General features: G+C 61.1%; 23 protein-coding genes and 1 tRNA gene. 20 read left to right on the top strand and 4 right to left on the bottom strand.

Annotated elements, in window-relative coordinates; genetic code table 11:
• Nucleotides 1-73: 73 nt before the first annotated feature.
• From DNK10_RS23455 to DNK10_RS23390, 14 genes are all read left to right on the top strand, one after another.
• Nucleotides 74-823 carry a YebC/PmpR family DNA-binding transcriptional regulator gene (locus DNK10_RS23455; protein ID WP_131181110.1) on the top strand — a complete coding sequence of 250 codons (750 nt, stop codon included), beginning with the start codon at nt 74-76 and terminating at the stop codon, nt 821-823.
• Nucleotides 824-1,376: 553 nt separating this feature from the next.
• Entirely contained in the window at nt 1,377-1,901 is a 525-nt protein-coding gene (gene ruvC, locus DNK10_RS23450; protein WP_131181109.1) for a crossover junction endodeoxyribonuclease RuvC, read from the top strand.
• A 55-nt stretch (nt 1,902-1,956) separates the two neighbouring features.
• Nucleotides 1,957-2,562, top strand: a complete 606-nt coding sequence (gene ruvA / locus DNK10_RS23445; RefSeq protein WP_131181108.1) for a Holliday junction branch migration protein RuvA — start codon at nt 1,957-1,959, stop codon at nt 2,560-2,562.
• Entirely contained in the window at nt 2,563-3,618 is a 1,056-nt protein-coding gene (ruvB, locus tag DNK10_RS23440) for a Holliday junction branch migration DNA helicase RuvB (RefSeq protein WP_131181107.1), read from the top strand.
• A 50-nt stretch (nt 3,619-3,668) separates the two neighbouring features.
• On the top strand, nt 3,669-4,121 hold the full coding sequence (gene ybgC / locus DNK10_RS23435) for a tol-pal system-associated acyl-CoA thioesterase (RefSeq protein ID WP_131193207.1): 453 nt from the start codon (nt 3,669-3,671) through the stop codon (nt 4,119-4,121).
• A 2-nt stretch (nt 4,122-4,123) separates the two neighbouring features.
• On the top strand, nt 4,124-4,819 hold the full coding sequence (gene tolQ / locus DNK10_RS23430; RefSeq protein ID WP_131181105.1) for a protein TolQ: 696 nt from the start codon (nt 4,124-4,126) through the stop codon (nt 4,817-4,819).
• Nucleotides 4,820-4,852: 33 nt separating this feature from the next.
• The gene (gene tolR, locus DNK10_RS23425) at nt 4,853-5,305 is read left to right on the top strand and encodes a protein TolR (RefSeq protein WP_131181104.1); all 453 of its coding nucleotides are present in this window, start codon (nt 4,853-4,855) and stop codon (nt 5,303-5,305) included.
• A complete protein-coding gene (gene tolA / locus DNK10_RS23420; protein WP_131181103.1) occupies nt 5,302-6,312 on the top strand; it encodes a cell envelope integrity protein TolA in 1,011 nt (336 codons plus the stop codon). The genes tolR and tolA overlap by 4 nt, the downstream gene beginning before the upstream one ends.
• Nucleotides 6,309-7,607, top strand: a complete 1,299-nt coding sequence (tolB, locus tag DNK10_RS23415; protein WP_131181102.1) for a Tol-Pal system beta propeller repeat protein TolB — start codon at nt 6,309-6,311, stop codon at nt 7,605-7,607. The genes tolA and tolB overlap by 4 nt, the downstream gene beginning before the upstream one ends.
• Nucleotides 7,608-7,665: 58 nt before the next feature.
• A complete protein-coding gene (gene pal / locus DNK10_RS23410; RefSeq protein ID WP_131181101.1) occupies nt 7,666-8,163 on the top strand; it encodes a peptidoglycan-associated lipoprotein Pal in 498 nt (165 codons plus the stop codon).
• 6 nt (nt 8,164-8,169) lie between these two features.
• Nucleotides 8,170-8,988 (top strand): tol-pal system protein YbgF, encoded by an 819-nt coding sequence (gene ybgF, locus DNK10_RS23405; RefSeq protein ID WP_131181100.1) that lies wholly within the window; start codon nt 8,170-8,172, stop codon nt 8,986-8,988.
• 188 nt (nt 8,989-9,176) lie between these two features.
• Nucleotides 9,177-9,824, top strand: a complete 648-nt coding sequence (queE, locus tag DNK10_RS23400) for a 7-carboxy-7-deazaguanine synthase QueE (RefSeq protein ID WP_131193206.1) — start codon at nt 9,177-9,179, stop codon at nt 9,822-9,824.
• Between the two features lies 1 nt (nt 9,825).
• A complete protein-coding gene (gene queC, locus DNK10_RS23395) occupies nt 9,826-10,500 on the top strand; it encodes a 7-cyano-7-deazaguanine synthase QueC (protein ID WP_131181098.1) in 675 nt (224 codons plus the stop codon).
• A gap of 60 nt (nt 10,501-10,560) precedes the next feature.
• Nucleotides 10,561-10,636, top strand: a tRNA-Lys gene (locus DNK10_RS23390).
• A 132-nt stretch (nt 10,637-10,768) separates the two neighbouring features.
• On the opposite strand, the gene DNK10_RS23385 is transcribed toward DNK10_RS23390, so the two are convergent.
• Complete coding sequence (locus tag DNK10_RS23385) at nt 10,769-11,788, bottom strand: branched-chain amino acid aminotransferase (RefSeq protein WP_131193205.1); 1,020 nt, start codon at nt 11,786-11,788, stop codon at nt 10,769-10,771.
• A 453-nt stretch (nt 11,789-12,241) separates the two neighbouring features.
• Here DNK10_RS23385 and nadA point away from each other — a divergent pair, with 453 nt between their 5' ends.
• Nucleotides 12,242-13,300 carry a quinolinate synthase NadA gene (nadA, locus tag DNK10_RS23380; protein ID WP_131193204.1) on the top strand — a complete coding sequence of 353 codons (1,059 nt, stop codon included), beginning with the start codon at nt 12,242-12,244 and terminating at the stop codon, nt 13,298-13,300.
• A gap of 249 nt (nt 13,301-13,549) precedes the next feature.
• On the opposite strand, the gene DNK10_RS23375 is transcribed toward nadA, so the two are convergent.
• Complete coding sequence (locus DNK10_RS23375; protein ID WP_131181095.1) at nt 13,550-14,989, bottom strand: M48 family metalloprotease; 1,440 nt, start codon at nt 14,987-14,989, stop codon at nt 13,550-13,552.
• A gap of 110 nt (nt 14,990-15,099) precedes the next feature.
• Between DNK10_RS23375 and DNK10_RS23370 the strand changes: the two genes are divergently transcribed.
• The gene (locus DNK10_RS23370; protein ID WP_131181094.1) at nt 15,100-15,351 is read left to right on the top strand and encodes a sulfurtransferase TusA family protein; all 252 of its coding nucleotides are present in this window, start codon (nt 15,100-15,102) and stop codon (nt 15,349-15,351) included.
• A gap of 59 nt (nt 15,352-15,410) precedes the next feature.
• Here DNK10_RS23370 and DNK10_RS23365 read toward each other — a convergent pair whose 3' ends face one another.
• Both DNK10_RS23365 and DNK10_RS23360 read right to left on the bottom strand, forming a co-directional pair.
• Complete coding sequence (locus DNK10_RS23365; RefSeq protein ID WP_131181093.1) at nt 15,411-15,881, bottom strand: peroxiredoxin; 471 nt, start codon at nt 15,879-15,881, stop codon at nt 15,411-15,413.
• 11 nt (nt 15,882-15,892) lie between these two features.
• Nucleotides 15,893-16,450 (bottom strand): glycine cleavage system transcriptional repressor, encoded by a 558-nt coding sequence (locus tag DNK10_RS23360; protein ID WP_131181092.1) that lies wholly within the window; start codon nt 16,448-16,450, stop codon nt 15,893-15,895.
• A 227-nt stretch (nt 16,451-16,677) separates the two neighbouring features.
• Here DNK10_RS23360 and dapA point away from each other — a divergent pair, with 227 nt between their 5' ends.
• The 4 genes from dapA to putA all read left to right on the top strand — a co-directional run bounded on the left by dapA (nt 16,678) and on the right by putA (nt 23,187).
• Complete coding sequence (gene dapA, locus DNK10_RS23355) at nt 16,678-17,556, top strand: 4-hydroxy-tetrahydrodipicolinate synthase (RefSeq protein ID WP_131181091.1); 879 nt, start codon at nt 16,678-16,680, stop codon at nt 17,554-17,556.
• Between the two features lie 17 nt (nt 17,557-17,573).
• Nucleotides 17,574-18,692, top strand: a complete 1,119-nt coding sequence (gene bamC, locus DNK10_RS23350) for an outer membrane protein assembly factor BamC (RefSeq protein ID WP_131181090.1) — start codon at nt 17,574-17,576, stop codon at nt 18,690-18,692.
• A gap of 160 nt (nt 18,693-18,852) precedes the next feature.
• Nucleotides 18,853-19,719, top strand: coding sequence for a phosphoribosylaminoimidazolesuccinocarboxamide synthase (locus DNK10_RS23345; RefSeq protein WP_131193203.1), 867 nt, complete (start codon nt 18,853-18,855; stop codon nt 19,717-19,719).
• A 291-nt stretch (nt 19,720-20,010) separates the two neighbouring features.
• Nucleotides 20,011-23,187: a bifunctional proline dehydrogenase/L-glutamate gamma-semialdehyde dehydrogenase PutA gene (gene putA / locus DNK10_RS23340; protein WP_131193202.1), complete on the top strand. Its 3,177-nt coding sequence runs from the start codon at nt 20,011-20,013 to the stop codon at nt 23,185-23,187.
• Nucleotides 23,188-23,341 lie beyond the last annotated feature (154 nt).

Here is a 23,341-nt window from a genome sequence, read left to right as displayed (position 1 = left end):
CGCCAAGCAGTATACCGGGCCCAGGGAAACCTGGGCTCGTTCATTGTGAAATCTGAAAAATCTGGAGTGGAATATGGCCGGTCATTCCAAATGGGCCAACATCAAGCACCGCAAGGGACGCCAGGACGCCAAGCGCGGCAAGATTTTCACCAAGCTCATCCGTGAGCTGACCGTCGCTGCCAAGCACGGCGGGCCGATTCCTGCGGACAATCCGCGTCTGCGCCTGGCCGTCGACAAGGCGCTGACCAACAACATGTCGCGCGACGTGATCGACCGTGCCATCGCGCGAGGTGCCGGTAACAACGAAGCCGACAACGTCGTCGAGTTCAGCTACGAAGGCTACGCACCGAGCGGTGTGGCGATCATCGTCGAAGTGATGACCGACAACCGCAACCGTACCGCTGCCGAAGTGCGTCATGCATTTACCAAATGCGGTGGCAACCTGGGTACCGATGGTTCGGTGGCTTACATGTTCGATCGCAAGGGGCAGATCAGCTTCGCGCCGGGTATCGACGAAGATGTCCTGATGGAAGCAGCGCTGGAGGCCGGCGCCGACGACGTGGAAATGGGCGAGGACGGTGCTGCATTGGTATCGACCAGCTTCACCGAGTTCCATGCGGTGAACGAGGCGTTGAATGCGGCTGGTTTCAGAGGGGAGGAGGCGGATATCGCCATGATCCCGTCGATCAGTGCGCCGATCACTGATCTGGAGACTGCGCAGAAGGTGTTCAAGCTGATCGATATGCTCGAAGACCTGGACGACGTGCAGAACGTCTACCACAACGCCGAAGTTTCCGACGAGATCATGGAGCAGCTCGGCTGATCCTACGGTTCGTTGAAAGCCGGAAGTCGCTGTTGGCGATTCCGGCTTTACACCAAAGCTCTGCAGGCTTACCAGGGTCGTGTAGGCGCTGGCTCGCCAACGGAGCGATCTCGATCGCGACGCCCGCCTGAATTTCGTCACCGCCATCGACGGCAAGGCTAGGCGCCCCCGCAGCTCCTACATGGTTCGTGCTGCCGAACGATGCCTTTCAGGAACACGAAAGTCGTGTAGGAGCTGGCTTGCCAGCGAAGCGATCACAGTCGCGACACCCGCGTGAATTTTGCCACCGCAATCGTCGGTAAGCCGGCTCCCTGCGGGCGGTTCATGGGCAGCGAAGCCTTGAGCCCGCAGCGTGAGAGCGGATCACCGGCACCTTCCTCGATGATCGATCACCTTGCGCCAGTTCGGCCGTTCACGGCAAAAACGTGCTTTCAGGCATTTATGCCCGAGAGGCCGTGGATCCTTGGGATGACGGCGGCCCATGGACGACCCTATACTCGCTTCCTGGATAAATAGACAGTGTGGCAATCAATGCCACGGGTGGATGAAAGGCATGACCCTGATTCTGGGAATCGACCCTGGTTCGCGTATCACCGGTTACGGTGTGGTGCGTGATACCGGCCGCAGCTGCGAGTATGTCGCCTCCGGGTGCATCCGCACCGGCACTGGCAGCATGCCGGAGCGATTGCAGGTGGTCTTTCGTGGCGTCAGTGAAGTCATCAGCACTTATGGGCCGGTGACCATGGGTATCGAGCAGGTGTTTATGGCGCGCAATCCGGACTCCGCGCTCAAGCTTGGCCAGGCCCGCGGTGTGGCCATCGTCGCAGGCATCGAGGCAGGGCTGGATATCTCCGAATACACCGCTACCCAGGTCAAGCAGGCCATCGCCGGAAGCGGTGGTGCTGGCAAGGAACAAGTACAGATGATGGTCATGCACCTTCTCAAGCTGGTGCAGAAGCCGCAGATCGATGCGTCCGATGCTCTGGCCATCGCCTTGTGTCATGCCCATCACCGGCAGAGCCTGATTCCTCACGGGCTGGTGGGTGCCAAGCGGCGTGGCGGGCGTCTGCGTTTGTAATGGTGGCGGTTGTGGATGGACTTTTGATGATTCGACTCTATAGAAGGACGGCGCGATGATCGGGCGTTTACGCGGCACCCTGGCGGAAAAGCAGCCGCCGCATTTGATTCTGGATGTGAATGGTCTGGGCTATGAGCTGGAAGTCCCCATGACCACGTTGTACCGTTTGCCCCCGGTGGGTGAGCCGCTGACGCTGCACACCCACCTGGTGGTGCGTGAGGATGCGCATCTGCTTTATGGCTTTTTCGAGAAACGCGAGCGCGAGCTGTTCCGTGAGCTGATCCGCCTCAATGGCGTCGGCCCGAAGCTGGCGCTGGCGTTGATGTCGGGGCTCGAGGTCGATGAACTGGTGCGTTGCGTACAGGCTCAGGACACGGCTGCGCTGGTGAAGATTCCCGGCGTCGGCAAGAAAACCGCCGAGCGCCTGCTGGTCGAGCTCAAGGATCGCTTCAAGGCCTGGGAGACCGTGCCCGGCATGGCCAATCTGGTGGTTGAACCTCGTGCCGGTAGCGCAGTCACAAGCGCGGAGAATGATGCGGTCAGTGCGCTTATCTCCCTGGGCTACAAACCGCAGGAAGCCAGTCGCGCCGTTTCGGCGGTCAAAGAAGATGGGTTGAGTAGTGAAGACATGATTCGTCGTGCGTTGAAGGGAATGCTGTAGATGCTCGAAGCAGACAGGCTGGTTACGGCAGGCAGCCGCGACCGCGATGAGCAGGTCGACCGCGCCATTCGCCCGCTGACGCTGGCCGAGTACATTGGGCAGCCCGTCGTTCGCGAGCAGATGGAACTGTTTATCCAGGCGGCCCGAGGTCGCAAGGAATCACTCGATCACACGTTGATCTTCGGCCCGCCGGGTTTGGGCAAGACCACCCTGGCGAACATCATCGCCCAGGAAATGAATGTTTCCATCAAAAGCACCTCGGGTCCTGTGCTCGAGCGCCCCGGCGATCTGGCGGCGCTGTTGACCAATCTTGAGCCGGGCGATGTGCTGTTCATCGACGAGATTCACCGCTTGTCGCCTATTGTCGAGGAAGTGCTGTACCCGGCGATGGAAGACTTTCAGCTCGACATCATGATCGGTGAGGGGCCTGCCGCACGCTCGATCAAGCTGGATCTGCCGCCATTCACCCTGGTTGGCGCCACCACTCGGGCTGGCATGCTGACCAATCCGTTGCGTGACCGGTTCGGTATCGTGCAGCGTCTCGAGTTCTACGGTACCGAGGATCTGGCGACCATCATCACCCGGGCGGCGGGAATTCTCGGTTTGCCCATTGAGGCAAAGGGGGCGTTCGAGATCGCCCGCCGCGCTCGGGGGACGCCGCGTATTGCCAATCGGTTGCTACGCCGCGTGCGAGACTTCGCCGAAGTCCGCGGGCAGGGCGACATCACCCGGCAGATCGCCGACCTGGCATTGAACCTGTTGGATGTGGATGAGCGGGGGTTCGATCATCAGGATCGACGTTTGCTGCTGACCATGATCGAGAAGTTCGATGGCGGTCCGGTCGGTGTCGATAGCCTGGCGGCAGCGATTAGCGAGGAGCGGCATACCATCGAGGACGTGCTGGAGCCGTATCTGATCCAGCAGGGTTACATCATGCGCACGCCGAGAGGGCGAGTCGTGACCCGACATGCTTACTTGCACTTTGGCTTGAACACGCCGAAGCGCATGGATGAACGGCCAACCCTCGACTTGTTCATTGATGGAGAAGGGCAATGAAAAAAATACTTGTCGGGCCGATTGGCAAGACTCGGGGCTGGCACTAGAGTATGCGCGCGCAATACGCCGGTCAGCCGTTCGCCCATCGCTGTCGTGTTTACTACGAAGACACTGATGCCGGTGGAGTCGTCTATTACGTCAACTACCTCAAATTCATGGAGCGGGCTCGCACCGAGCGGCTGCGCGAACTGGGTTTCGCCCAGTCGACGCTGGCAGGTGAGGGCCTGTTGTTCGTCGTGCACTCCAGCGAGGCGCGTTATCACGCACCGGCGCGGCTGGACGACGAATTGCTGGTCAGTGCCGAAGTAACTGAATTGAACCGTGCCAGCCTGCGCTTTCGTCAACAGGTGAGGCGGGTGACGGATAACGTGCTGCTCTGTGAGGGGCAGTTCCTGGTGGCCTGTGTGCGCGCCGATAATTTCAAACCCCGGGCCATGCCTCTGTCTCTGCGAACTGCGTTCGCCGGAGAGGATGGTGCCGGTACATCTACTGCAGGAGAGTAAGCGTGGAAGCCAACGCCGTTGACCACATGTCGATGTGGAGTCTGATCAGCAACGCCAGTCTGGTGGTGCAGTTGGTGATGTTGACCCTGGTGGCCGCATCGGTCACTTCGTGGGTCATCATCTTCCAGCGCAGCAGCATGCTGCGCGGTGCCAAGCGTGCGCTGGACAACTTCGAGGAGCGCTTTTGGTCCGGTATCGATCTGTCCAAGCTGTATCGTCAGGCGGGTAGCAATCCGGATCCCGATTCGGGGCTGGAGCAAATTTTCCGTGCCGGCTTCAAGGAGTTTTCCCGCCTTCGCCAGCAGCCTGGCATGGATCCGGACGCGGTCATGGATGGTGTCGCTCGCTCCATGCGCGTGGCCATTTCCCGTGAAGAAGAGAAGCTCGAACAGAGCCTGCCGTTTCTCGCTACCGTCGGTTCCACCAGCCCCTATATCGGCCTGTTCGGTACCGTCTGGGGGATCATGAACTCTTTCCGCGGCCTGGCTCAAGTGCAGCAGGCCACCCTGGCGACCGTCGCGCCCGGCATCGCCGAGGCACTGATCGCTACTGCTATCGGCCTGTTCGCTGCGATTCCAGCCGTTATCGCCTACAACCGCTTCGCTGCCCGCGGTGAAATGCTGATCTCGCGTTACTACACCTTCGCCGACGAGTTCCAGGCGATCCTGCACCGTAAAGTGCACAGTAGTGAAGACTAAGCCTTAGGCATTCATAGATAGGTTTTCAGAGCCATGGCCAGAATTCGCAACAGACGCAAGCCCGTCTCCGAGATGAACGTAGTGCCTTACATCGATGTGATGTTGGTGCTGCTGGTCATCTTCATGGTTACGGCGCCGATGCTCAATCAGGGAGTCAAGGTCGACCTGCCTCAGGTCAGCAGCGAAGTGCTGCCTCAGGACAACGATTCTCAGGTATTGACCATTTCCATCAAGTCCGACAAGTCCTACTACTGGAACATGGGCTCGGAAGTGGATACCGATACCGTGCAGGATCGCGCCCTGACCCTGGACGAGATGACTCGCGCGGTTACCGCGATCATCAATCAGACCCGCAGCCAGGGTAAGCAGGTGCAGGTGTTCGTGCGTGGCGACAAGGCGGTCGATTACGGCACCGTGATGTCCGCCATGGGTGGCTTGCAACAGGCTGGCGTGGGTAACGTCGGCCTGATTACCGAGGCACCCTGATGCGGCAGCGTGAACGCTCACCTTCGGAAAGCCTGTTCTGGCCGGTGGTCTGGGCTGTAGGGCTGCATGCGCTGATGTTCGGCATGCTGTTCGTCAGTTTTGCCTTCGCGCCCGATCTGCCACCGGCAAAACCGATCGTGCAGGCTACCCTGTACCAATTGAAATCGCAGAGCCAGGCTACGACCCAGACCAACCAGAAGATCGCAGGCGAAGCCAAGAAAACCGCTGCGCCGCAGTTCGAGACCGAACAGCTCGAACAGAAAAAGGCCGAGCAGGAAAAGCAGGCTCAGGCGGAGGCACAGCAGCAGGCCGCTAAAGCAGCGGAACAAAAGAAAGTCGAAGAAGCTCGAAAGGCCGATGCAGCGAAAAAGGCAGAGGCCGATGCTGCGGCGAAAGCCGCCGAGCAGAAGAAGCTGGCTGACGCCGCCAAGGTAAAGGCGGCGGAAGAGGCCGACAAGAAAAAGGCCGCTGACGAAGCTGCGAAGAAGAAAGCCGCCGAGGATGCCAAGAAAAAGGCAGCCGAAGAGGCGAAGAAGAAAGCGGCAGCTGATGCAGCGAAGAAAAAGGCTGCTGAAGATGCCAAGAAAAAAGCCAATGCCCAGGCAGCCGAGCGCAAGGCGGTCGAGGACAAGAAAGCAGCGGCTCTGGCCGAGCTGCTGTCCGATGACACCGAGCGGCAACAGGCGCTGGCCGAGACGCAGGGCGATCAGGTGGCGGGCAACCTCGATGATCTGATCGTCAAGCTGGTAAGCGAGCAGTGGCGGCGTCCGCCTTCGGCGCGCAATGGCATGAGTGTGGAAGTGCTGATCGAGATGTTGCCCGACGGCACCATCACCAATGCCAGCATCAGCCGCTCCAGCGGCGACTCACCGTTCGACAGTTCAGCAGTACAGGCAGTGCGCAACGTGGGGCGCATTGCAGAAATGCAGCAACTTGATCGCGCCACGTTCGATCGGCTTTACCGGCAGCGTCGTGCCGTCTTCAAACCGGAGGATTTAGGTCTGTGAATACCCTGATGCGAATCGTTGTGCTGGGGCTGGCCATGCTGGTCGGTACCGTGCAGGCGGCTGATCCACTGGTGATCAGCACCGGCACTGATCGGGCCACCCCGATCGCCGTGGTGCCGTTCGGCTGGCAGGGCGGCAATGTGCTGCCCGAAGACATCGCCACCATCGTAGGCAATGATCTGCGCAACTCCGGCGTGTTCGAGCCGATCCCGCGGCAGAACATGATCAGCCTGCCGACCCAGGGCAGCGAAGTCATCTACCGCGACTGGAAAGCGCTGGGCGCCCAGTACGTGCTGGTCGGCAATATCGTGCCGAACGGTGCGCGTCTGCAGGTGCAGTTCGCCCTGTTCAACGTCGCCACCGAGCAGCAGGTGCTGACCGGCAACGTGGGTGGCAGCACCGATCAACTGCGCGACATGGCTCACCATATCGCCGATCAGTCGTTCGAGAAGCTGACAGGCGTCAAGGGTGCATTCTCCACCCGAATGCTGTACGTCACGGCGGAGCGCTTCGGTGTCAACAATACCCGCTATACCCTGCAGCGTTCGGACTATGACGGTGCCCGTGCGGTCACTCTGCTGCAGTCGCGCGAGCCGATCCTGTCGCCGTCCTTCGCTTCCGATGGCAAGCGTATCGCTTACGTTTCCTTCGAGCAGAAGCGTCCGCGTATCTTCGTCCAGCACATCGATACCGGTCGTCGTGAGCAGGTTACCAATTTCGAAGGCCTCAACGGTGCGCCGGCCTGGTCGCCGGATGGCAGCAAGCTGGCGTTCACCCTGTCGAAAGACGGCAACCCGGAAATCTATGTCATGGACATGGCCTCCCGGAACTTGCGCCGTGTCACCAATCACTACGCTATCGATACCGAGCCCTTCTGGGGCAAAGATGGTCAGACGATCTATTTCACCTCTGACCGTTCTGGCAGGCCACAGATTTACAAGACCAACATCAATACTGGTGCGGTCGAACGAGTGACCTTCGTCGGCAATTACAATGCCAACCCAAAATTGTCTGCCGACGAAAAGACCCTGGTAATGATTCATCGCCAGGATGGTTACACCGTGTTCAAGGTAGCAGCACAGGATCTTGAGCGTGGCAATCTGCGCATTCTTTCAGATACAAGTTTGGATGAGTCGCCTACTGTTGCGCCCAATGGCACCATGCTAATCTACGCTACCCGCCAGCAGGGGCGGGGAGTCCTGATGTTAGCGTCCATTAATGGCCGCGTTAGGCTCCCTCTACCTACCGCTCAAGGCGAAGTTCGAGAGCCATCCTGGTCCCCCTTCCTGAACTGATGCGCGGTGCTTCACCTGTTTGTATGCTTAACACACTGGGGTTCATTAGGAGTTACACATGGAAATGCTGAAATTTGGCAAGTTTGCTGCACTGAGCCTGGCTCTCGCCGTGGCTGTTGGCTGTTCCTCCAAAGGCGGTGACACCGCTGGCGAAGGTGCTGTAGACCCGAACGCTGGCTACGGTGCAAGCACCGACGCTGTCGACGGCAGCCTGAGTGAAGAAGCCGCTCTGCGCGCTATCACCACTTTCTACTTCGAATACGACAGCTCTGACCTGAAGCCGGAAGCCATGCGTGCTCTGGACGTTCATGCCAAGGATCTGAAAGGCAACGGCGCTCGCGTCGTCCTGGAAGGCCACGCTGACGAGCGCGGTACCCGCGAATACAACATGGCTCTGGGCGAGCGTCGTGCCAAGGCCGTTCAGCGTTACCTGGTACTGCAGGGCGTTTCCCCAGCTCAGCTGGAACTGGTTTCCTACGGTGAAGAGCGTCCGGTTGCCACTGGCAACGACGAGCAATCCTGGGCTCAGAACCGTCGCGTCGAACTGCGTAAGTAATTCGATATGCGAATGTGCCGACGTGTAGTAACCGTAATGGCGCTGAGCCTGCCGCTTGCGGCCTGGGCTCAGATTCCCGTACAGGATGGCAGTACCGGTAACGGTGGTGGTAATCCGAATGCCGGTTACGGCACGTCTGGCGCCTACGCTGGAGGTGGGGTGGAAACCCCATCTTCGGCGCAGGGCATGTTGTTCAATCAGCTACAGCAGATGCAGCAGGAAATTGCGCAACTGCGAGGCATGCTTGAAGAGCAGCAGAACGACATTCAGCGTTTGAAGCAGGAAGGCCTGGAGCGTTACCAGGATCTTGATAAACGTCTGAGCAGTGGTGCCGCAGCCGGTGCTGCAACCACACAGAATTCTCCAGCCGCTGGCGCCAGCAATGGTGCCGACGGTTCTCCTGCTGGTGGCGCAGGGCAGGCGCAAGCCTCCGGCGAGCCGGCAGATCCCGCCAAGGAAAAGCTGTTTTACGACGCTGCCTTCGACCTGATCAAGGCCAAGGATTTCGACAAGGCCAGCCAGGCCTTCGCCGCGTTCCTGCGTCGTTATCCGGACAGTCAGTACGCAGGCAACGCTCAATACTGGTTGGGTGAGGTGAACCTCGCCAAGGGTGATCTGCAGGGCGCAGGTCAAGCCTTCGCCAAAGTCAGTCAGGCCTACCCGCAGCATTCCAAGGTGCCTGATTCGCTGTTCAAGTTGGCCGATGTGGAAATTCGCCTGGGCAACAACGACAAGGCCAAGGGCATCCTGCAGCAGGTTATCGCGCAATACCCGGGTACTTCGGCTGCGCAACTGGCGCAGCGTGACTTGCAGAGAATCCAGTAGATCCAGGCTTCCGAGCGAAACCCGCGCCTGTCGCGGGTTTTTTATGGCCTGTCATTCTTGGCGGCCACCCTTTGGGCCGTCGCAAGCGACGTCAAAAATGACTCCCGGCCATTTTTTTCGTTTAGAATCGCCGTCCTTTTTCGCAACGGAGGCGGATGGCCTGTTTCGCCGTCACGCCCGTGGCCCTTATGAAAGATACCCTGCGCATCACCGAGATCTTTTTCTCGTTGCAGGGGGAGACGCGTACTGCCGGCTTGCCGACGGTATTCGTACGCCTGACCGGCTGCCCCCTGCGTTGTCAGTACTGCGATACCGCCTATGCCTTCAGTGGTGGTGAAGTCCTCACGCTGGACGCCATCCTCGAGCAAGTCGCGAGCTATCGACCGCGTTATGTCTGTGTAACCGGTGGTGAGCCGCTGACACAGCCCAACTGCATTCCCTTGCTCGAGCGCTTGTGCGACGCCGGTTATGACGTGTCCCTGGAGACCAGTGGCGCCCTGGACGTTTCCGCGGTCGATACGCGGGTCAGCAAGGTCATTGACCTGAAAACGCCAGGATCCGCCGAGGTAGCGCGCAATCGCTATGAAAACATCGAGTACCTGCAGCCACGGGATCAGGTCAAGTTCGTCATCTGTTCGCGTGAGGACTATGACTGGTCGGTGAGCAAGATCATTCAGTACGGCCTGGCCGAGCGCGCCGGTGAGTTGTTGTTTTCACCCAGCCACCAGCAGGTGAGTGGCCGAGAGCTGGCCGAATGGGTGATTGCCGACAACCTGCCGGTGCGCATGCAACTGCAGCTTCACAAGATTCTTTGGAACGACGAGCCGGGGCACTGACATGAGTGAAAAGAAAGCGGTCATCCTTCTGTCCGGCGGCCTCGACTCCGCGACCGTGGTAGCCATGGCCAAAGAGCAGGGTTACAGCTGCTACAGCATGAGCTTCGACTATGGCCAGCGGCATCGCTCCGAGCTGCAGGCCGCCGAGCGTGTCGCGCGGCAACTGGGTGTGGTCGAGCACAAGGTGATCGGCATGAACCTCGGTGGTATCGGTGGCTCGGCGCTGACCGATTCGAGCATCGATGTACCGCAGAGCCCGACCACGGGTATCCCGGTCACCTACGTGCCCGCGCGCAATACCGTGTTTCTGGCCCTGGCTTTGGGTTGGGCCGAAGTGCTGGAGGCGCAGGACATCTTCATCGGCGTCAACGCGGTGGATTATTCCGGTTACCCGGATTGCCGGCCGGAGTTCGTCGAAGCCTTCGAGCGGGTGGCCAACCTGGCGACCAAAATGGGCGTAGAAGGGCAGAGCATCCGTATCCAGGCGCCGTTGCAGATGATGAGCAAGGCTGAAATCGTCCAGGCTGGTTCGCGCCTGGGTGTGGATTACGGCCTGACCGTTTCCTGCTATCTGGCCGATGACGACGGCCGTGCCTGCGGGAAATGCGATAGCTGTCGTTTGCGCTCGGCCGGCTTCGCCGCCGCTGGTGTGGTCGATCCTACTCGCTATCAATAAATTATTTTCTGGTGGGTGTTGAATTCCTGAGTTAAATCAGTATCATGCCGCTCGCACCACGGGTCGTTAGCTCAGTTGGTAGAGCAGTTGGCTTTTAACCAATTGGTCGTAGGTTCGAATCCTACACGACCCACCATTTCAAGCCTTCCCGGTGAAGGCGCACAAAAAAGCCCGGATATCGTGAAGATATCCGGGCTTTTTTCGTTTTGGGTACATGCGTCCAGCCTGCTTGCGCTGGCGAGCCATTGAGGCCCGCCAGCACGTCGCATCAGACTTTGACGATCCAGCCTTGTGGCGCTTCGACATCACCGGACTGCACGCCGGTCAGCTCGCTGTACAGACGGCTGATGATCGGTCCGACCTCTTTCTCGCTGTAGAAGACGTGGAGCTTGCCCTCGTACTCGATACCGCCGATCGGGGTGATCACCGCCGCAGTACCGCAGGCGCCGGCTTCCTTGAAATCGCTCAGACGGTCGATGAATACGTCACCTTCGATGACCTTCAGGCCCAGACGGCTCTGTGCCAGTTCGATCAGCGACAGGCGGGTGATACCCGGCAGTACCGATGGCGATTTCGGTGTAACGAACTCGTCGTTGTGGGTGATGGCGAAGAAGTTCGCCGAGCCCACTTCTTCGATCTTGGTGTGAGTCTGCGGATCGAGGTAGATGCAGTCGGCGAAGTTGTTCTTCTTCGCTTGCGAGCCCGGCATCAGGCTGGCTGCATAGTTACCACCGACCTTGGCAGCGCCAGTGCCCTGGGGGGCCGCGCGGTCATAGCTCGATATGACGAAGTTGTTCGGCTTCATGCCGCCCTTGAAGTAAGGGCCGACCGGGATGCAGAACACCGAGAAGATGAACTCGGGCGCGGTACGCACGCCGATGTTGTCGCCAACGCCGATCACGAAGGGGCGCAGGTACAGCGCGCCGCCGGAGCCGTACGGCGGGATGAAGCGCTCGTTGGCGCGTACGACCTGCTTGCAGGCCTCGATGAACTGCTCGTTCGACGGTGCCGGCATCAGCAGGCGGGCGCAGCTGCGCTGCATGCGCTGGGCGTTCTGATCCGGGCGGAACAGATTGATCGAGCCATCCTTGCAGCGGTAGGCCTTGAGGCCTTCGAAGCACTGTTGGCCATAGTGCAGGGCGGTGGAGCCTTCGCTGATGTGCAGGACGTTGTCTTCAGTCAGGGTACCCTGATCCCACTCGCCGTCGCGCCAGTGCGACAGATAACGCTGGTCGGTCTTGATGTAGTCGAAACCCAGCTTGTCCCATTCGATGCTTTCGTAAGCCATGACATCCTCAATCGCTGAACGACCACTGCGGGGCGCGCGCGTGGCCAGTGTTTTCCAGAAGTGGTGGTAACTATGATCCATTCAGAGGTCGTACTCGGCCTCTGCGGTACTGAACTTGGTCGGCCACGTGTAGCCATTGCGCCTGGCAGGCGCTCGGGAGGGCTTCTCCCGATTCAGTGGCTTCACGTTCCAGCTTGGCGGGTGTCGCTCAAGCAGTCGCGTTCTTGTGCTGATGATGCGGCGGTTTATCGTGGCGATCAACCGGTGGATCGATAGTAGGCTGATTGCGTGATTGAAAAAGGCCTCGCAATGCACTTAACATGCGCGCCCGCGCAAGGCCGGCGCCCGCCGTTGTACCCTGTGCGAAGCCCCTCTGCGTGTTCCGACCAGCCCAGTGTGTCTGGCGGTATACTCCACGTTCCGTGCTGATAGACCTCAACAGGGCCTGACGACATGACGCAGATTGCCGAACGACTTCTTGTCCAAGCTCATCTTGATGCCAAACAGCCAGAGACGCTGACGGCGGAGCAGGAAGCGTTTTACCGTGATGAAATTGCAAAAGAACTGACGCGACAGAATGCCGTGCTGGTCGCTCACTATTACTGCGACCCGTTGCTGCAGGCGCTTGCCGAAGAAACCGGCGGCTGTGTGTCCGATTCCCTGGAGATGGCGCGCTTCGGTAATCAGCATTCGGCGCAGACCGTGCTGGTCGCCGGTGTCAAGTTCATGGGTGAGACGGCGAAGATCCTCAACCCTGAGAAGCGTGTGCTGATGCCGACGCTGGAGGCGACTTGCTCGCTGGATCTGGGTTGCCCGGTCGACGAGTTCGCCGCCTTCTGCGACCAGCATCCGCAGCGCACCGTGGTGGTTTACGCCAATACCTCCGCGGCGGTGAAAGCGCGTGCCGACTGGGTGGTGACTTCCAGTTGCGCCGTGGAGATCGTCGAGCACCTGATGGACAACGGCGAGAGCATCATCTGGGCGCCGGATCAGCACCTGGGGCGTTTCATCCAGAACAAGACCGGTGCCGACATGCTGCTCTGGGATGGTGCCTGCATCGTCCACGAGGAGTTCAAGGCCCGTCAGCTTGAAGAGATGAAAGCGCTGTATCCGGACGCGGCAGTGCTGGTGCACCCGGAGTCGCCTACGGCGGTGATCGACCTGGCCGATGCGGTGGGCTCGACCAGTCAGTTGATCGCCGCTGCGCAGCGCATGCCGAACAAGACCTTCATCGTCGCCACCGACCGCGGCATCTTCTACAAGATGCAGCAGTTGTGTCCGGACAAGGAATTCGTCGCGGCGCCGACCGCCGGCAATGGCGCCGCTTGCCGCAGTTGCGCCAACTGCCCCTGGATGGCGATGAATACCTTGCAGCGCACGCTGCAGTGCCTGCGTGAGGGCAGTAACGAAGTATTCGTCGATCCGGCACTGATCCCGCGGGCGATCAAGCCGCTCAAGCGCATGCTGGACTTTACCCAGGCGGCGCGGCTGAAGCTGGCAGGTAATGCCTGAGGCTTGTTTGTAATCTGCTGTGAGTCGTCTGCTGGCGGCAATGTGATGAAACCCACCGGCAATTGATGGGTTTCACCCATCCTACGGTTCTGCACGGCGCCACCAATAGGCACAACGCCAGATATTGCGATAAGGCCGCCATCGATTCGCGCCAGGGTCGACGCTCCTACAAGTGGGCCCTGGCTCCGAACGGCCTCTTGCCGACTTGGGGTCAAGACGGTATCTACGGATGGCTTGTAGCGCCCTTGCTTAGCCGCGCAGCATTTCTTCCGTCATGCGCTTTTCTTCGATCAGCTCTTTCTGGCGGGCGTCGATACGTGAGGCCAGCTGGAAGTTGTTGCTGGCCCGGCGTTTGGCGAAATCGAGCTGCTCGATGGCCTGGTTGAAATCCCCCACCAGCGCAAAGAACTCGGCGCGTGCCTGATGCAGGCCGATGGTATTGCCACTGAGGCCGCGCACTTCCGCCACCTGATACCAGACGTCCGGATCCTTTACGCGGCGCTTGAGCAGGTCATTCAGTGCCCGCTCGGCCTCAGGGATGCTGCGCTGCTTGAGTAGCAGATCGATACGGGCCTGGTTCAGCGGATAATTGCCAGGGTACAGATCGAGCAGGCGCTTGATGCGCTGCTCGGCGTCCGAGAGGCGGTTGGCCGCCGAGTCCAGACTGATCTGCGCCAGGTTGTAGGTGACATCGTCCGGGGCCTTTTGCAGCAAGGGCGCAAGCGTGTCGCGCGCTTCGTCGAACTGGCTGCCTTTGATCAGGGCGATGGTCAGGCCGTAGCGCGCAGCATCCATGTTGGGGTTTTCATCGAGCTGGGCACGGAAGCGTTTGGCAGCGATGCCCGGGGTTTCTTCGTAGGTGAGCTGTACGCGGGCGCGCATCAGCTGGTAGCGCAGGCTGTCCTCGGTGCCGCCAGCCTGGTACTGCTCGGCGCGGTTGCGGGTATCGGCGATGCGCGATTCGGAGACCGGGTGGGTCAGGAGGAACTCCGGCGGCATGCGGTCGTAGCGATATTGGCGCATCAGGCGCTCGAACATGCTCGGCATCGAGCGTGGGTCGTAGCCGGCCTTTTCCAGGTTGACCAGGCCGATACGATCCGCCTCCTGCTCGTTCTGCCGGGAGAAGCGTCGTTGTTCCTGAATGGCCGCTGCCTGGGTCGAGGCAATGGCGGCGATACCGGCGTCACCGGCACCCGCTGCGGCTGCGACGATACCGGCGAGCATCGCCGCCATGACCGGCAGTTGCATGCGTTGCTGGGCTTCCAGGCCGCGGGCGAAGTGGCGTTGCGACAAGTGAGCGAGTTCGTGGGCCAGCACCGAAGCATATTCGCCTTCGGTCTGCGCATAGAGGAACAGTCCGCCGTTGACGCCGATGATCCCGCCTGGCGCCGCGAAGGCGTTGATCTGCGGGCTGTTGAGCAGGACGAATTCGAGACGCCGATCCTGTACCTGGCTGGTTTCGGCCAGGCGGTAGACGCTGCTTTCGACGAAGTCCTTGAGCTGGGGATCCGACAGCTGGCTGACCTGGCCACGGACGATACTCAGCCAGGCACGGCCCAACTGGTATTCCTGTTGCGGGGAAACCAGGGCAGAGCTGGCGTCGCCGAGTGACGGCAGGTCGTTGGCCGTCGCCGGTTGCGCCAGCAGGCAGGCGAGCGTCAGCAGAGTAATGGGGCGCAAAAAATTCATGCATGGAGCTCTTGTCGGATCAGTGCCGTACTGTAGCCGGGAGGCACTTGCCTGACCAGCGTCGGCGGGCCTTGGGTTATGCTGTCGGGCTGGAAAAAACGGAGGGCGTTATGAGTGATGTACCGGTGTGGGAGGGCGAGCATCAGGCCGAGCTGGATGCGTGTGGCTTGAATTGCCCACTGCCTTTGCTCAAGGCCAAGATGGCCCTCAACGGCCTGAGCAGTGGCGACGTGCTCAAGGTGCTGGCCACGGATGCCGGGTCGCAGCGCGACTTTCGGGCGTTCGCTCGCCTGGCTGGCCACGAGCTGCTTCGTGAGGAAACCGAGGGCGAAGTGTTCCGCTATTGGCTACGCAAGGCGTGATGCCAGGCTGAATGCGCAGAAATGAAAAATGCCGCTCGAGAGCGGCATTTTTATATGTATCAGGCTTTGTTGAGGGCCTGGGCGGCGGCCAATACTTCATCCACATGGCCGGGTACCTTGACGCCTCGCCACTCCTGGCGCAGAACGCCGTTCTTGTCGATCAGGAAGGTACTGCGGTCGATGCCCAGGTATTCCTTGCCGTAGAGCTTCTTCAGTTTGATCACGTCGAACAGCTGGCAGACGCTTTCGTCCTTGTCCGAAATCAGTTCGAAGGTGAAACCCTGCTTGGCCTTGAAGTTCTCATGGGTCTTCAGGCTGTCGCGCGATACGCCGATGACGACCGTATTGGCCGCGCTGAACGCGTCGTGTCCGTCACGAAAACCCTGGCCCTGGGTGGTGCAGCCCGGGGTGTTGTCCTTCGGGTAGAAATAGATCACCAGTTGCTTACCCTTGTAAGCGGCCAGGTTGAAGTCGCCGCCCGTGGCGGGGGCGCTGAAATCGGGGATCGGGGAGTCGATAGCGATGGCCATGAAACGCTCCTTTAAGGATTCTGGGGACGCCAGGGTTCGATCAATGCATCCAGGTTCAGTGCGTCGGCGAAGTCGAGGAACTGATCGCGCAACCAACTGATCTGGGTGCCGGCGGGCAGGGTGACGGTCAGCGTGGCGTTGAGCATGGTGCCGCCGGTCTGCGGAGCCTGGTAGGTATCACAGGTCAGGCTTTCCAGCTCGACGCGGTGGTCGATGAAGAACTGGCACAGTTCGTTGAGGATGTCCGGACGGTACACCGAACTGACATAGGCGACGTAAGGCAGTGCCTGGGGACGAACTTCCGAGGCGGCGCTGCGGATCACGTTGGCGGTGAACTCATGTTTCTTGGACAGCGCCGGCAGGCCCGCTTCCAAGCGCGCCAGGGCATCCCAGTTGCCAGATACCTGCAGCACCAGTGCGCTGAACTCTCCGTGGCGGCTCAGGCGCGTGCTGACGACCGCGCAGCGATTTTCATGGCTGGATCGGCACAGGACGTTGGTCAGCTCCATGGCGTTGGTGCCGAGTGCACTGATGACGAGGAATTGTTCGCGAACTGAGGGGGTGGACATGCAGCCTTCCTAAACGTTGAGCGCTCGGCTCTATAAGACAGTGCCAAACAAACTCGCAGGGTAGCGAAAAGCGCCCGCCAGGGGAATGACCAGATACCGCTATCGCCAAGCGGATAGCGGCGGCCAATGCCGGAAATCACAGCCGTTCACGCCGCCTGCTACTTCGCTTGTGCAAGGCTGGTGGCGCCAGTACCATTACGGCTCTCTTTTTCGGCAGGAGCGGTTGCATGATTGCGGGCAGTATGGTGGCACTGGTCACGCCCATGGATGCACAGGGTAATCTCGATTGGGATGCCTTGAGCAAACTGGTGGATTTCCACCTGCAAGAGGGCACCAATGCCATCGTCGCGGTCGGCACCACAGGTGAGTCGGCGACACTCGACGTCAACGAGCACATCGAGGTCATCCGTCGTGTGGTCGATCAAGTCGGTGGGCGCATCCCGGTGATCGCCGGCACGGGTGCCAACTCCACCCGCGAAGCGGTCGAGCTGACCCAGAACGCCAAGAGCGCTGGCGCCGATGCCTGCCTGCTGGTCACCCCGTACTACAACAAGCCGACCCAGGAAGGCCTGTACCTGCACTTCCGCCATATCGCCGAAGCAGTGGCCATTCCACAGATTCTCTACAACGTGCCGGGGCGTACCGCCTGCGACATGCTGCCGGAAACCGTCGAGCGCCTGTCTAATGTCGACAACATCATCGGCATCAAGGAAGCCACCGGCGACCTGCAGCGTGCCCGCGATATCCTCGATCGTGTCAGCTCGAACTTCCTGCTCTACTCCGGCGACGACGCGACTGCGGTCGAGCTGATGCTGCTGGGCGGCAAGGGCAACATCTCGGTGACCGCCAACGTGGCGCCGCGGGCGATGAGCGACATGTGCTCGGCGGCCATGCGCGGTGAAGCAGCGATTGCCCGTGCGATCAACGACCGGCTGATGCCCCTGCACAAGAACCTGTTCATCGAAGCCAACCCGATTCCGGTGAAGTGGGCCCTGAACGAAATGGGCATGATGGCCGACGGCATTCGCTTGCCGCTGACCTGGCTGAGCCCCCGTTGTCACGAACCGCTGCGTCAGGCCCTGCGCCAGTCCGGTGTATTGGTCTAATCGAGGAACTACGACGCATGAAGCGACTGGCCGGACTTTCCGCACTTGCTCTGATCATCACCAGCACCAGTGGCTGTGGCTGGGTCTGGGGCGAAAATGGCTACTTCCGCGATCGCGGCAGTGATTACCTGACCGCACGGCAGACTGCGCCGATGCAGTTGCCGGCAGACGTCGAAGCCAAGCGCCTCGACCCGCTGCTGCCGATTCCGCAGCAGATTCGCGACAGCGAAGTGCAGGGCGAATACGAAGTACCGCGCCCGCAGGCCCTGGCCGTGAGTGCAGACGTCAGCGAGTTCAGCCTGCAGAACAGTGGCGACTCCAGCTGGCTGGTAGCCCAGCGTGTTCCGGCTGAAGTCTGGCCGGGTGCCCGTCAGTTCTTCGAGGATGGCGGCTTCCGCATCGTCGACGAACGTCCGCAAACGGGCGAGTTCAGCACCGACTGGCAGCGTTTCGACGCGCTGTCCAGCGGCATGCAGAGTCGTCTGGGCGGCCGTGTCGCCGGCCTCGACAGCAACACCGAAACCCGTGTGCACGTGCGTCTCGAGCCTGGCGTACAGCGCAACACCAGCGAGATCTTCGTGGTGACCGCGCAGCGTCCTGCCGGCAGCACCGTCGACGTACCGTTCACTGAGCGTAGCGTCAACAAGGCGTTGGACGCCGCGCTGCTCGACGAGCTGCAGGTCAACCTGACGCGTAGCGTTGAACAGGGCGGTTCGGTATCGCTGCTGGCCGGTCGTGACTTCGACGCACCGAGCCGCGTGAGCCTGTCCGAAGACGGCAACAGCAACCCGGTGCTGAACCTGAGCACCGACTTCGACCGCGCCTGGTCCGGCGTTGGCCGCTCGCTGCGCATGGCCGAACTGCGCGTCGACGATATCAACCGTACCCTGGGCGTCTACTACGTCAATCTGGCCGAAGGCCCGCAGCGTGCCAACGAGAAGCCTGGCTTCTTCAGCCGCCTGTTTGGTGGTTCGGACAGCAAGGAGGAAATCGAAGCCCGCGCCGAGCGCTATCAGGTACGCCTGACCGCTGTTGGCGACACTGTGCAGGTGACGGTAGAGAAAGACCTCAACACCGTTGCGCCGGCCGATGTCGCGCGGCGGGTGCTGGGCATGATTCAGGAAAACCTCGGCTAAGAACCTTGGCGAGTGGTTGGCGATAGGCGAAACCCCCAGGGGTTTCGCCTTTTGTTTTCACAGGCAGGCCTTTCTGGCGTTGCCGGCATCTACCAGGCCGTAGGTCGTCACCCTTGACGAAGAGCGGCGCGACTTTCACGCGATAAGGCGGAATCTCGATATGACCACACCTTCCCTGAGCCTGAAGAAGATCTATTCGGGCAAAGTCCGCGACCTCTACGAGATCGACGACAAGCGCATGCTGATGGTCGCGACCGATCGCCTGTCGGCCTTCGACGTGATCCTCGAGCAGCCGATCCCGGAGAAGGGCAAGATCCTCACCGCCATCTCCAACTTCTGGTTCGACAAGCTCGCCCACGTGGTGCCCAACCACTTCACCGGTGATCGCGTCGAAGATGTGGTGCCGGCTGCCGAGCTGCCGCTGGTCGAGGGCCGCGCCGTGGTCGCCAAGCGCCTCAAGCCGGTTGCCGTGGAAGCCATCGTGCGCGGTTACATCGTCGGTTCTGGCTGGAAGGAATACCAGAAGAGCGGCACCGTGTGCGGCATTCAGCTGCCCGCCGGTCTGAAGGAAGCCGCCAAGCTGCCGCAGCCGATCTTCACTCCGTCGACCAAGGCCGCCGTGGGCGACCATGACGAGAACATCAGCTTCGAACAGTGCGAAGCGATCATCGGCGCCGAGCTGGCCGCCAAGGTGCGCGACACTTCCATCGCCCTGTACGTCGCAGCGGTGGAATACGCGGCCACCCGCGGCATCATCATCGCCGACACCAAGTTCGAATTCGGCCTGGATGAAGACGGCACCCTGACCCTGATGGACGAAGTGCTGACCCCCGACTCCAGCCGCTTCTGGCCAGCCGACAGCTATGTCGAAGGCACCAATCCGCCGAGTTTCGACAAGCAGTTCGTGCGCAACTGGCTGGAATCCACCGGCTGGAACAAGGAGCCGCCAGCACCTGCAGTGCCGGCCGACGTCGCGCAGAAGACCGCCGACAAGTACCGCGAAGCGCTGACCCGCCTGACTTCCTGAGCCCTTCGGAAAGTCTTCAGACGCCGCCGGCCCAGCAATGGGCGGCGGCGTTCGTGTTTCTGCACCATGGCTGTGCACGGGTCGCCGTCTGGCGCGCTCGCCAAGGCGGAAGTTCCGCAGTTCGGAGCTTTCTGCAAAAACTCCAGAGGTTTCCGCAAGAAGCCGTCATCACTCTGCCACTAAATTCCGCCATCCACTTCTGCGTCATGGAATCGCCAGATACCCGTATCTGAGCTAGACCCAAAGCAGGGGTATCTCACAGATTATCTCCATAACAAGAGGATGGGCGTGATGTTCAAAGCCAGTCACGTCTTGCATCAGGAGTTCCTTGACCGGATCTCCGCTGCCAAGGCCGCCGATTTTTTCCCCGTCATCAGCGCCAACTACAGCGTTGACGAGGCAGCCTATCTTGGCGAACTGCTGCAACTGGCCGATCCCGGTGCCTCGGGCATCGAGGCTATCGCTCAGCAGGCGCGCACCCTGATCCAGAACGTGCGCAGCCGCGACAACGCGGTCGACACTCTCGACGCCCTGCTGCGCCAGTACAGCCTCGATACCCAGGAAGGCCTGATGCTCATGTGCCTGGCCGAAGCGCTGCTGCGCGTGCCGGACTCTGCTACCGCCGATGCCCTGATCCGCGACAAGCTCAATGCCGCCGAGTGGGAACGCCACCTGGGCAAGAGCGACAGCGTGCTGGTCAACTTCGCTGCCTGGGGCCTGGTGATGACCGGCAAGGTGGTCGACCCGCAAACCAGCGATGGCCGTCCGAAGAAGGTGCTCGGTCGTTTGATCCAGCGCTCCGGCGAGCCGGTGATCCGCGCAGCCATGAACCAGGCCATGAAGCTCATGGGCAAGCAGTTCGTGCTTGGCCGCACCATCAGCGAAGCGCTGAAGAACGGTCGCCCGGAGCGCCAGAAGGGCTACACCTATTCCTTCGACATGCTTGGCGAGGCGGCGCTGACCGCTGCAGACGCCGAGAAATACATGGCCGACTACCGCAAGGCCATCGATACCGTCGGTGCCGAGCCGCAGGTCGGCCCAGGGCCGAAGCCGTCGATCTCGATCAAGCTGTCGGCGCTGCACCCGCGCTACGAAGTGGCCCAGCGCGAGCGCGTGCTCAGTGAGCTGTTCGCCAACGTGCGCGAGCTGGTGATCCGTGCGCGCAAGCTGAACGTCGGTATTTCCGTGGACGCCGAAGAGGCGGATCGCCTGGAACTGTCCCTGGAACTCTACGAGAAGCTGCTGCGTGATCCGGCCGTTGCCGGCTGGGGCGAGTTCGGTCTGGTGATTCAGGCCTACTCCAAGCGCTGTCTGCCGGTGCTGGTATGGCTGACCCTGCTGGGCAAGGAGCTCGGCGAGAAGATGCCGCTGCGCCTGGTCAAGGGCGCCTACTGGGACAGCGAGATCAAGCAGTGCCAGGTGTGGGGGCTCGATGGCTACCCGGTATTTACCCGCAAGGAAGGCACCGATACCTCCTATCTGGCCTGCGCCCGCTATCTGCTCAGCGAGTTCACCCGCGGCGTCATCTACCCGCAGTTCGCCAGCCATAACGCGCATACCGTCAGCTGCATCCTGGCCATGGCCGCCGAGCAGACGTCGCCGCGCGAGTTCGAGTTCCAACGCCTGCACGGCATGGGCGATGCGCTGTACGACACGGTGCTGGAGAAACAGGGCAAGAACGTACGCATCTACGCGCCGGTCGGTGCCCACAAGGATCTGCTGCCGTACCTGGTGCGCCGCCTGCTGGAGAACGGTGCCAACTCGTCGTTCGTGCACCAGTTGGTCGACCCGAGCGTGCCGGTCGAATCGCTGATCGATCACCCGGTCACTCAGCTACGCCAGTTCAAGAGCATCGGTAACGACAAAATCCCACTCCCGCCAGCGTTGTACGGGGCCACACGGAAAAACTCCCAAGGCATCAACATGAACATCCAGACATCCCTGACCGAGCTCGAAAACGCCTATAAGCCGCAACTCGACCGTCAATGGCAGGCTGCGCCCGTAATCAACGGCCAGAGCCTGAGCGGTACTGCCCAGGAAGTTCGTTGCCCCTTCGATCTGAACAAGGTGGTCGGCAGCGCTCAATTCGCCACCGCCGCCCAGGCAGCCCAGGCGCTGGATGGCCTGAGCGCCGCCTGGCCGCGCTGGAATGCGGTCTCCATCGACGAACGTGCGAGCATTCTCGAACGCCTCGCCGATCTGCTGGAAAGCAATCGCGCCGAGCTGATGGCGCTGTGCACCGTGGAAGCCGGCAAGTCCATGCAGGACGGCATCGACGAAGTACGCGAAGCGGTGGACTTCTGCCGTTACTACGCGCAGCAGGCGCGCCTCAAGCTGGGCCGCGAAGAACTCAAGGGCCCGACTGGCGAGCGCAACGAGCTGTTCCACGAGGGCCGTGGCATTTTCGTCTGCGTAAGCCCGTGGAACTTCCCGCTGGCCATCTACCTCGGCCAGATCAGTGCCGCCCTGGTGGCAGGCAACGTGGTGCTGGCCAAGCCGGCCGAGCAGACCAGCCTGATCGCCGCCCGCGCGCTGGAACTGATGTTCGAAGCCGGTCTGCCCAAGGATGTGATCGCCTTCCTGCCGGGCGACGGCGCCACCCTGGGTGGCGTGTTCTGCCGTGATCCGCGTGTCGCCGGCGTGTGCTTCACCGGTTCCACCGACACGGCACGGATCATCAACCGCCAGTTGGCCGAGAAGGACGGCATGATCGCCACCCTGATCGCCGAAACCGGCGGCCAGAACGCGATGATCGTCGACTCTACCGCGCTGCCCGAGCAGGTGGTCAAGGATGCCGTCGGTTCCGCCTTCACCAGCGCCGGCCAGCGTTGCTCGGCACTGCGCGTGCTGTACGTGCAGAGCGATATTGCCGAGCGGGTGATCGACCTGCTCAAGGGCGCCATGGCCGAACTGAAGATCGGCCCGACCCACCTGCGCGAGAACGACATCGGCCCGGTGATCGACGCCGAGGCCCGCGAAGGTCTGCTGGCGCACATCGAGCAGCTCAAGGGCGAGGGCAAGCTGATCGCCGAAGCGACGCTGTCGACTGGTCTGAACGGGCATTTCATTGCGCCGGTGGCCTTCGAAATCGGCGGCATCCACGAGCTGAAGAAAGAGCAGTTCGGTCCGGTTCTGCACGTGGTGCGCTTCGAGGCGGGCGATCTGGAGAAGGTGGTCGCGGCAATCAACGCCACCGGCTATGGATTGACCCTTGGCATCCACAGCCGAAACGAGGAAACTGCCGCCCGCATTGAAGCCCTGGCGCGGGTCGGCAACCTGTACGTCAACCGCAACCAGATCGGTGCGGTGGTCGGCGTACAGCCATTCGGCGGCTGCGGCCTGTCCGGCACCGGCCCGAAAGCCGGCGGCCCTAGCTACCTGCTGCGCTTCGTCAACGAGCGCACCACCTCGGTGAATACCACGGCGGTGGGCGGCAACGCTTCACTGCTGTCGCTGGGCGACGAGTAAAGACGACGGGTGGGAATCGATGAGGTTTTCACCCGTTTTGCTATTGGGGGCAGTTGCCCCGAATCGGTAATGCCACCAGCAGAGTGGCATGCCTGGAGCACGACCGTGACCGATGGTCGTGATATGCCAACTGGGTACGGGATCATCCCCCGGC

The sequence above is a fragment of the Phytopseudomonas daroniae genome, assembly GCF_004327275.1.
GTDB classification, from domain to species: Bacteria; Pseudomonadota; Gammaproteobacteria; order Pseudomonadales; family Pseudomonadaceae; genus Aquipseudomonas; species Aquipseudomonas daroniae.
The sequence above is the reverse complement of the archived record's forward strand: the minus strand, read 5'-3'. Positions and strand labels throughout refer to the sequence as shown.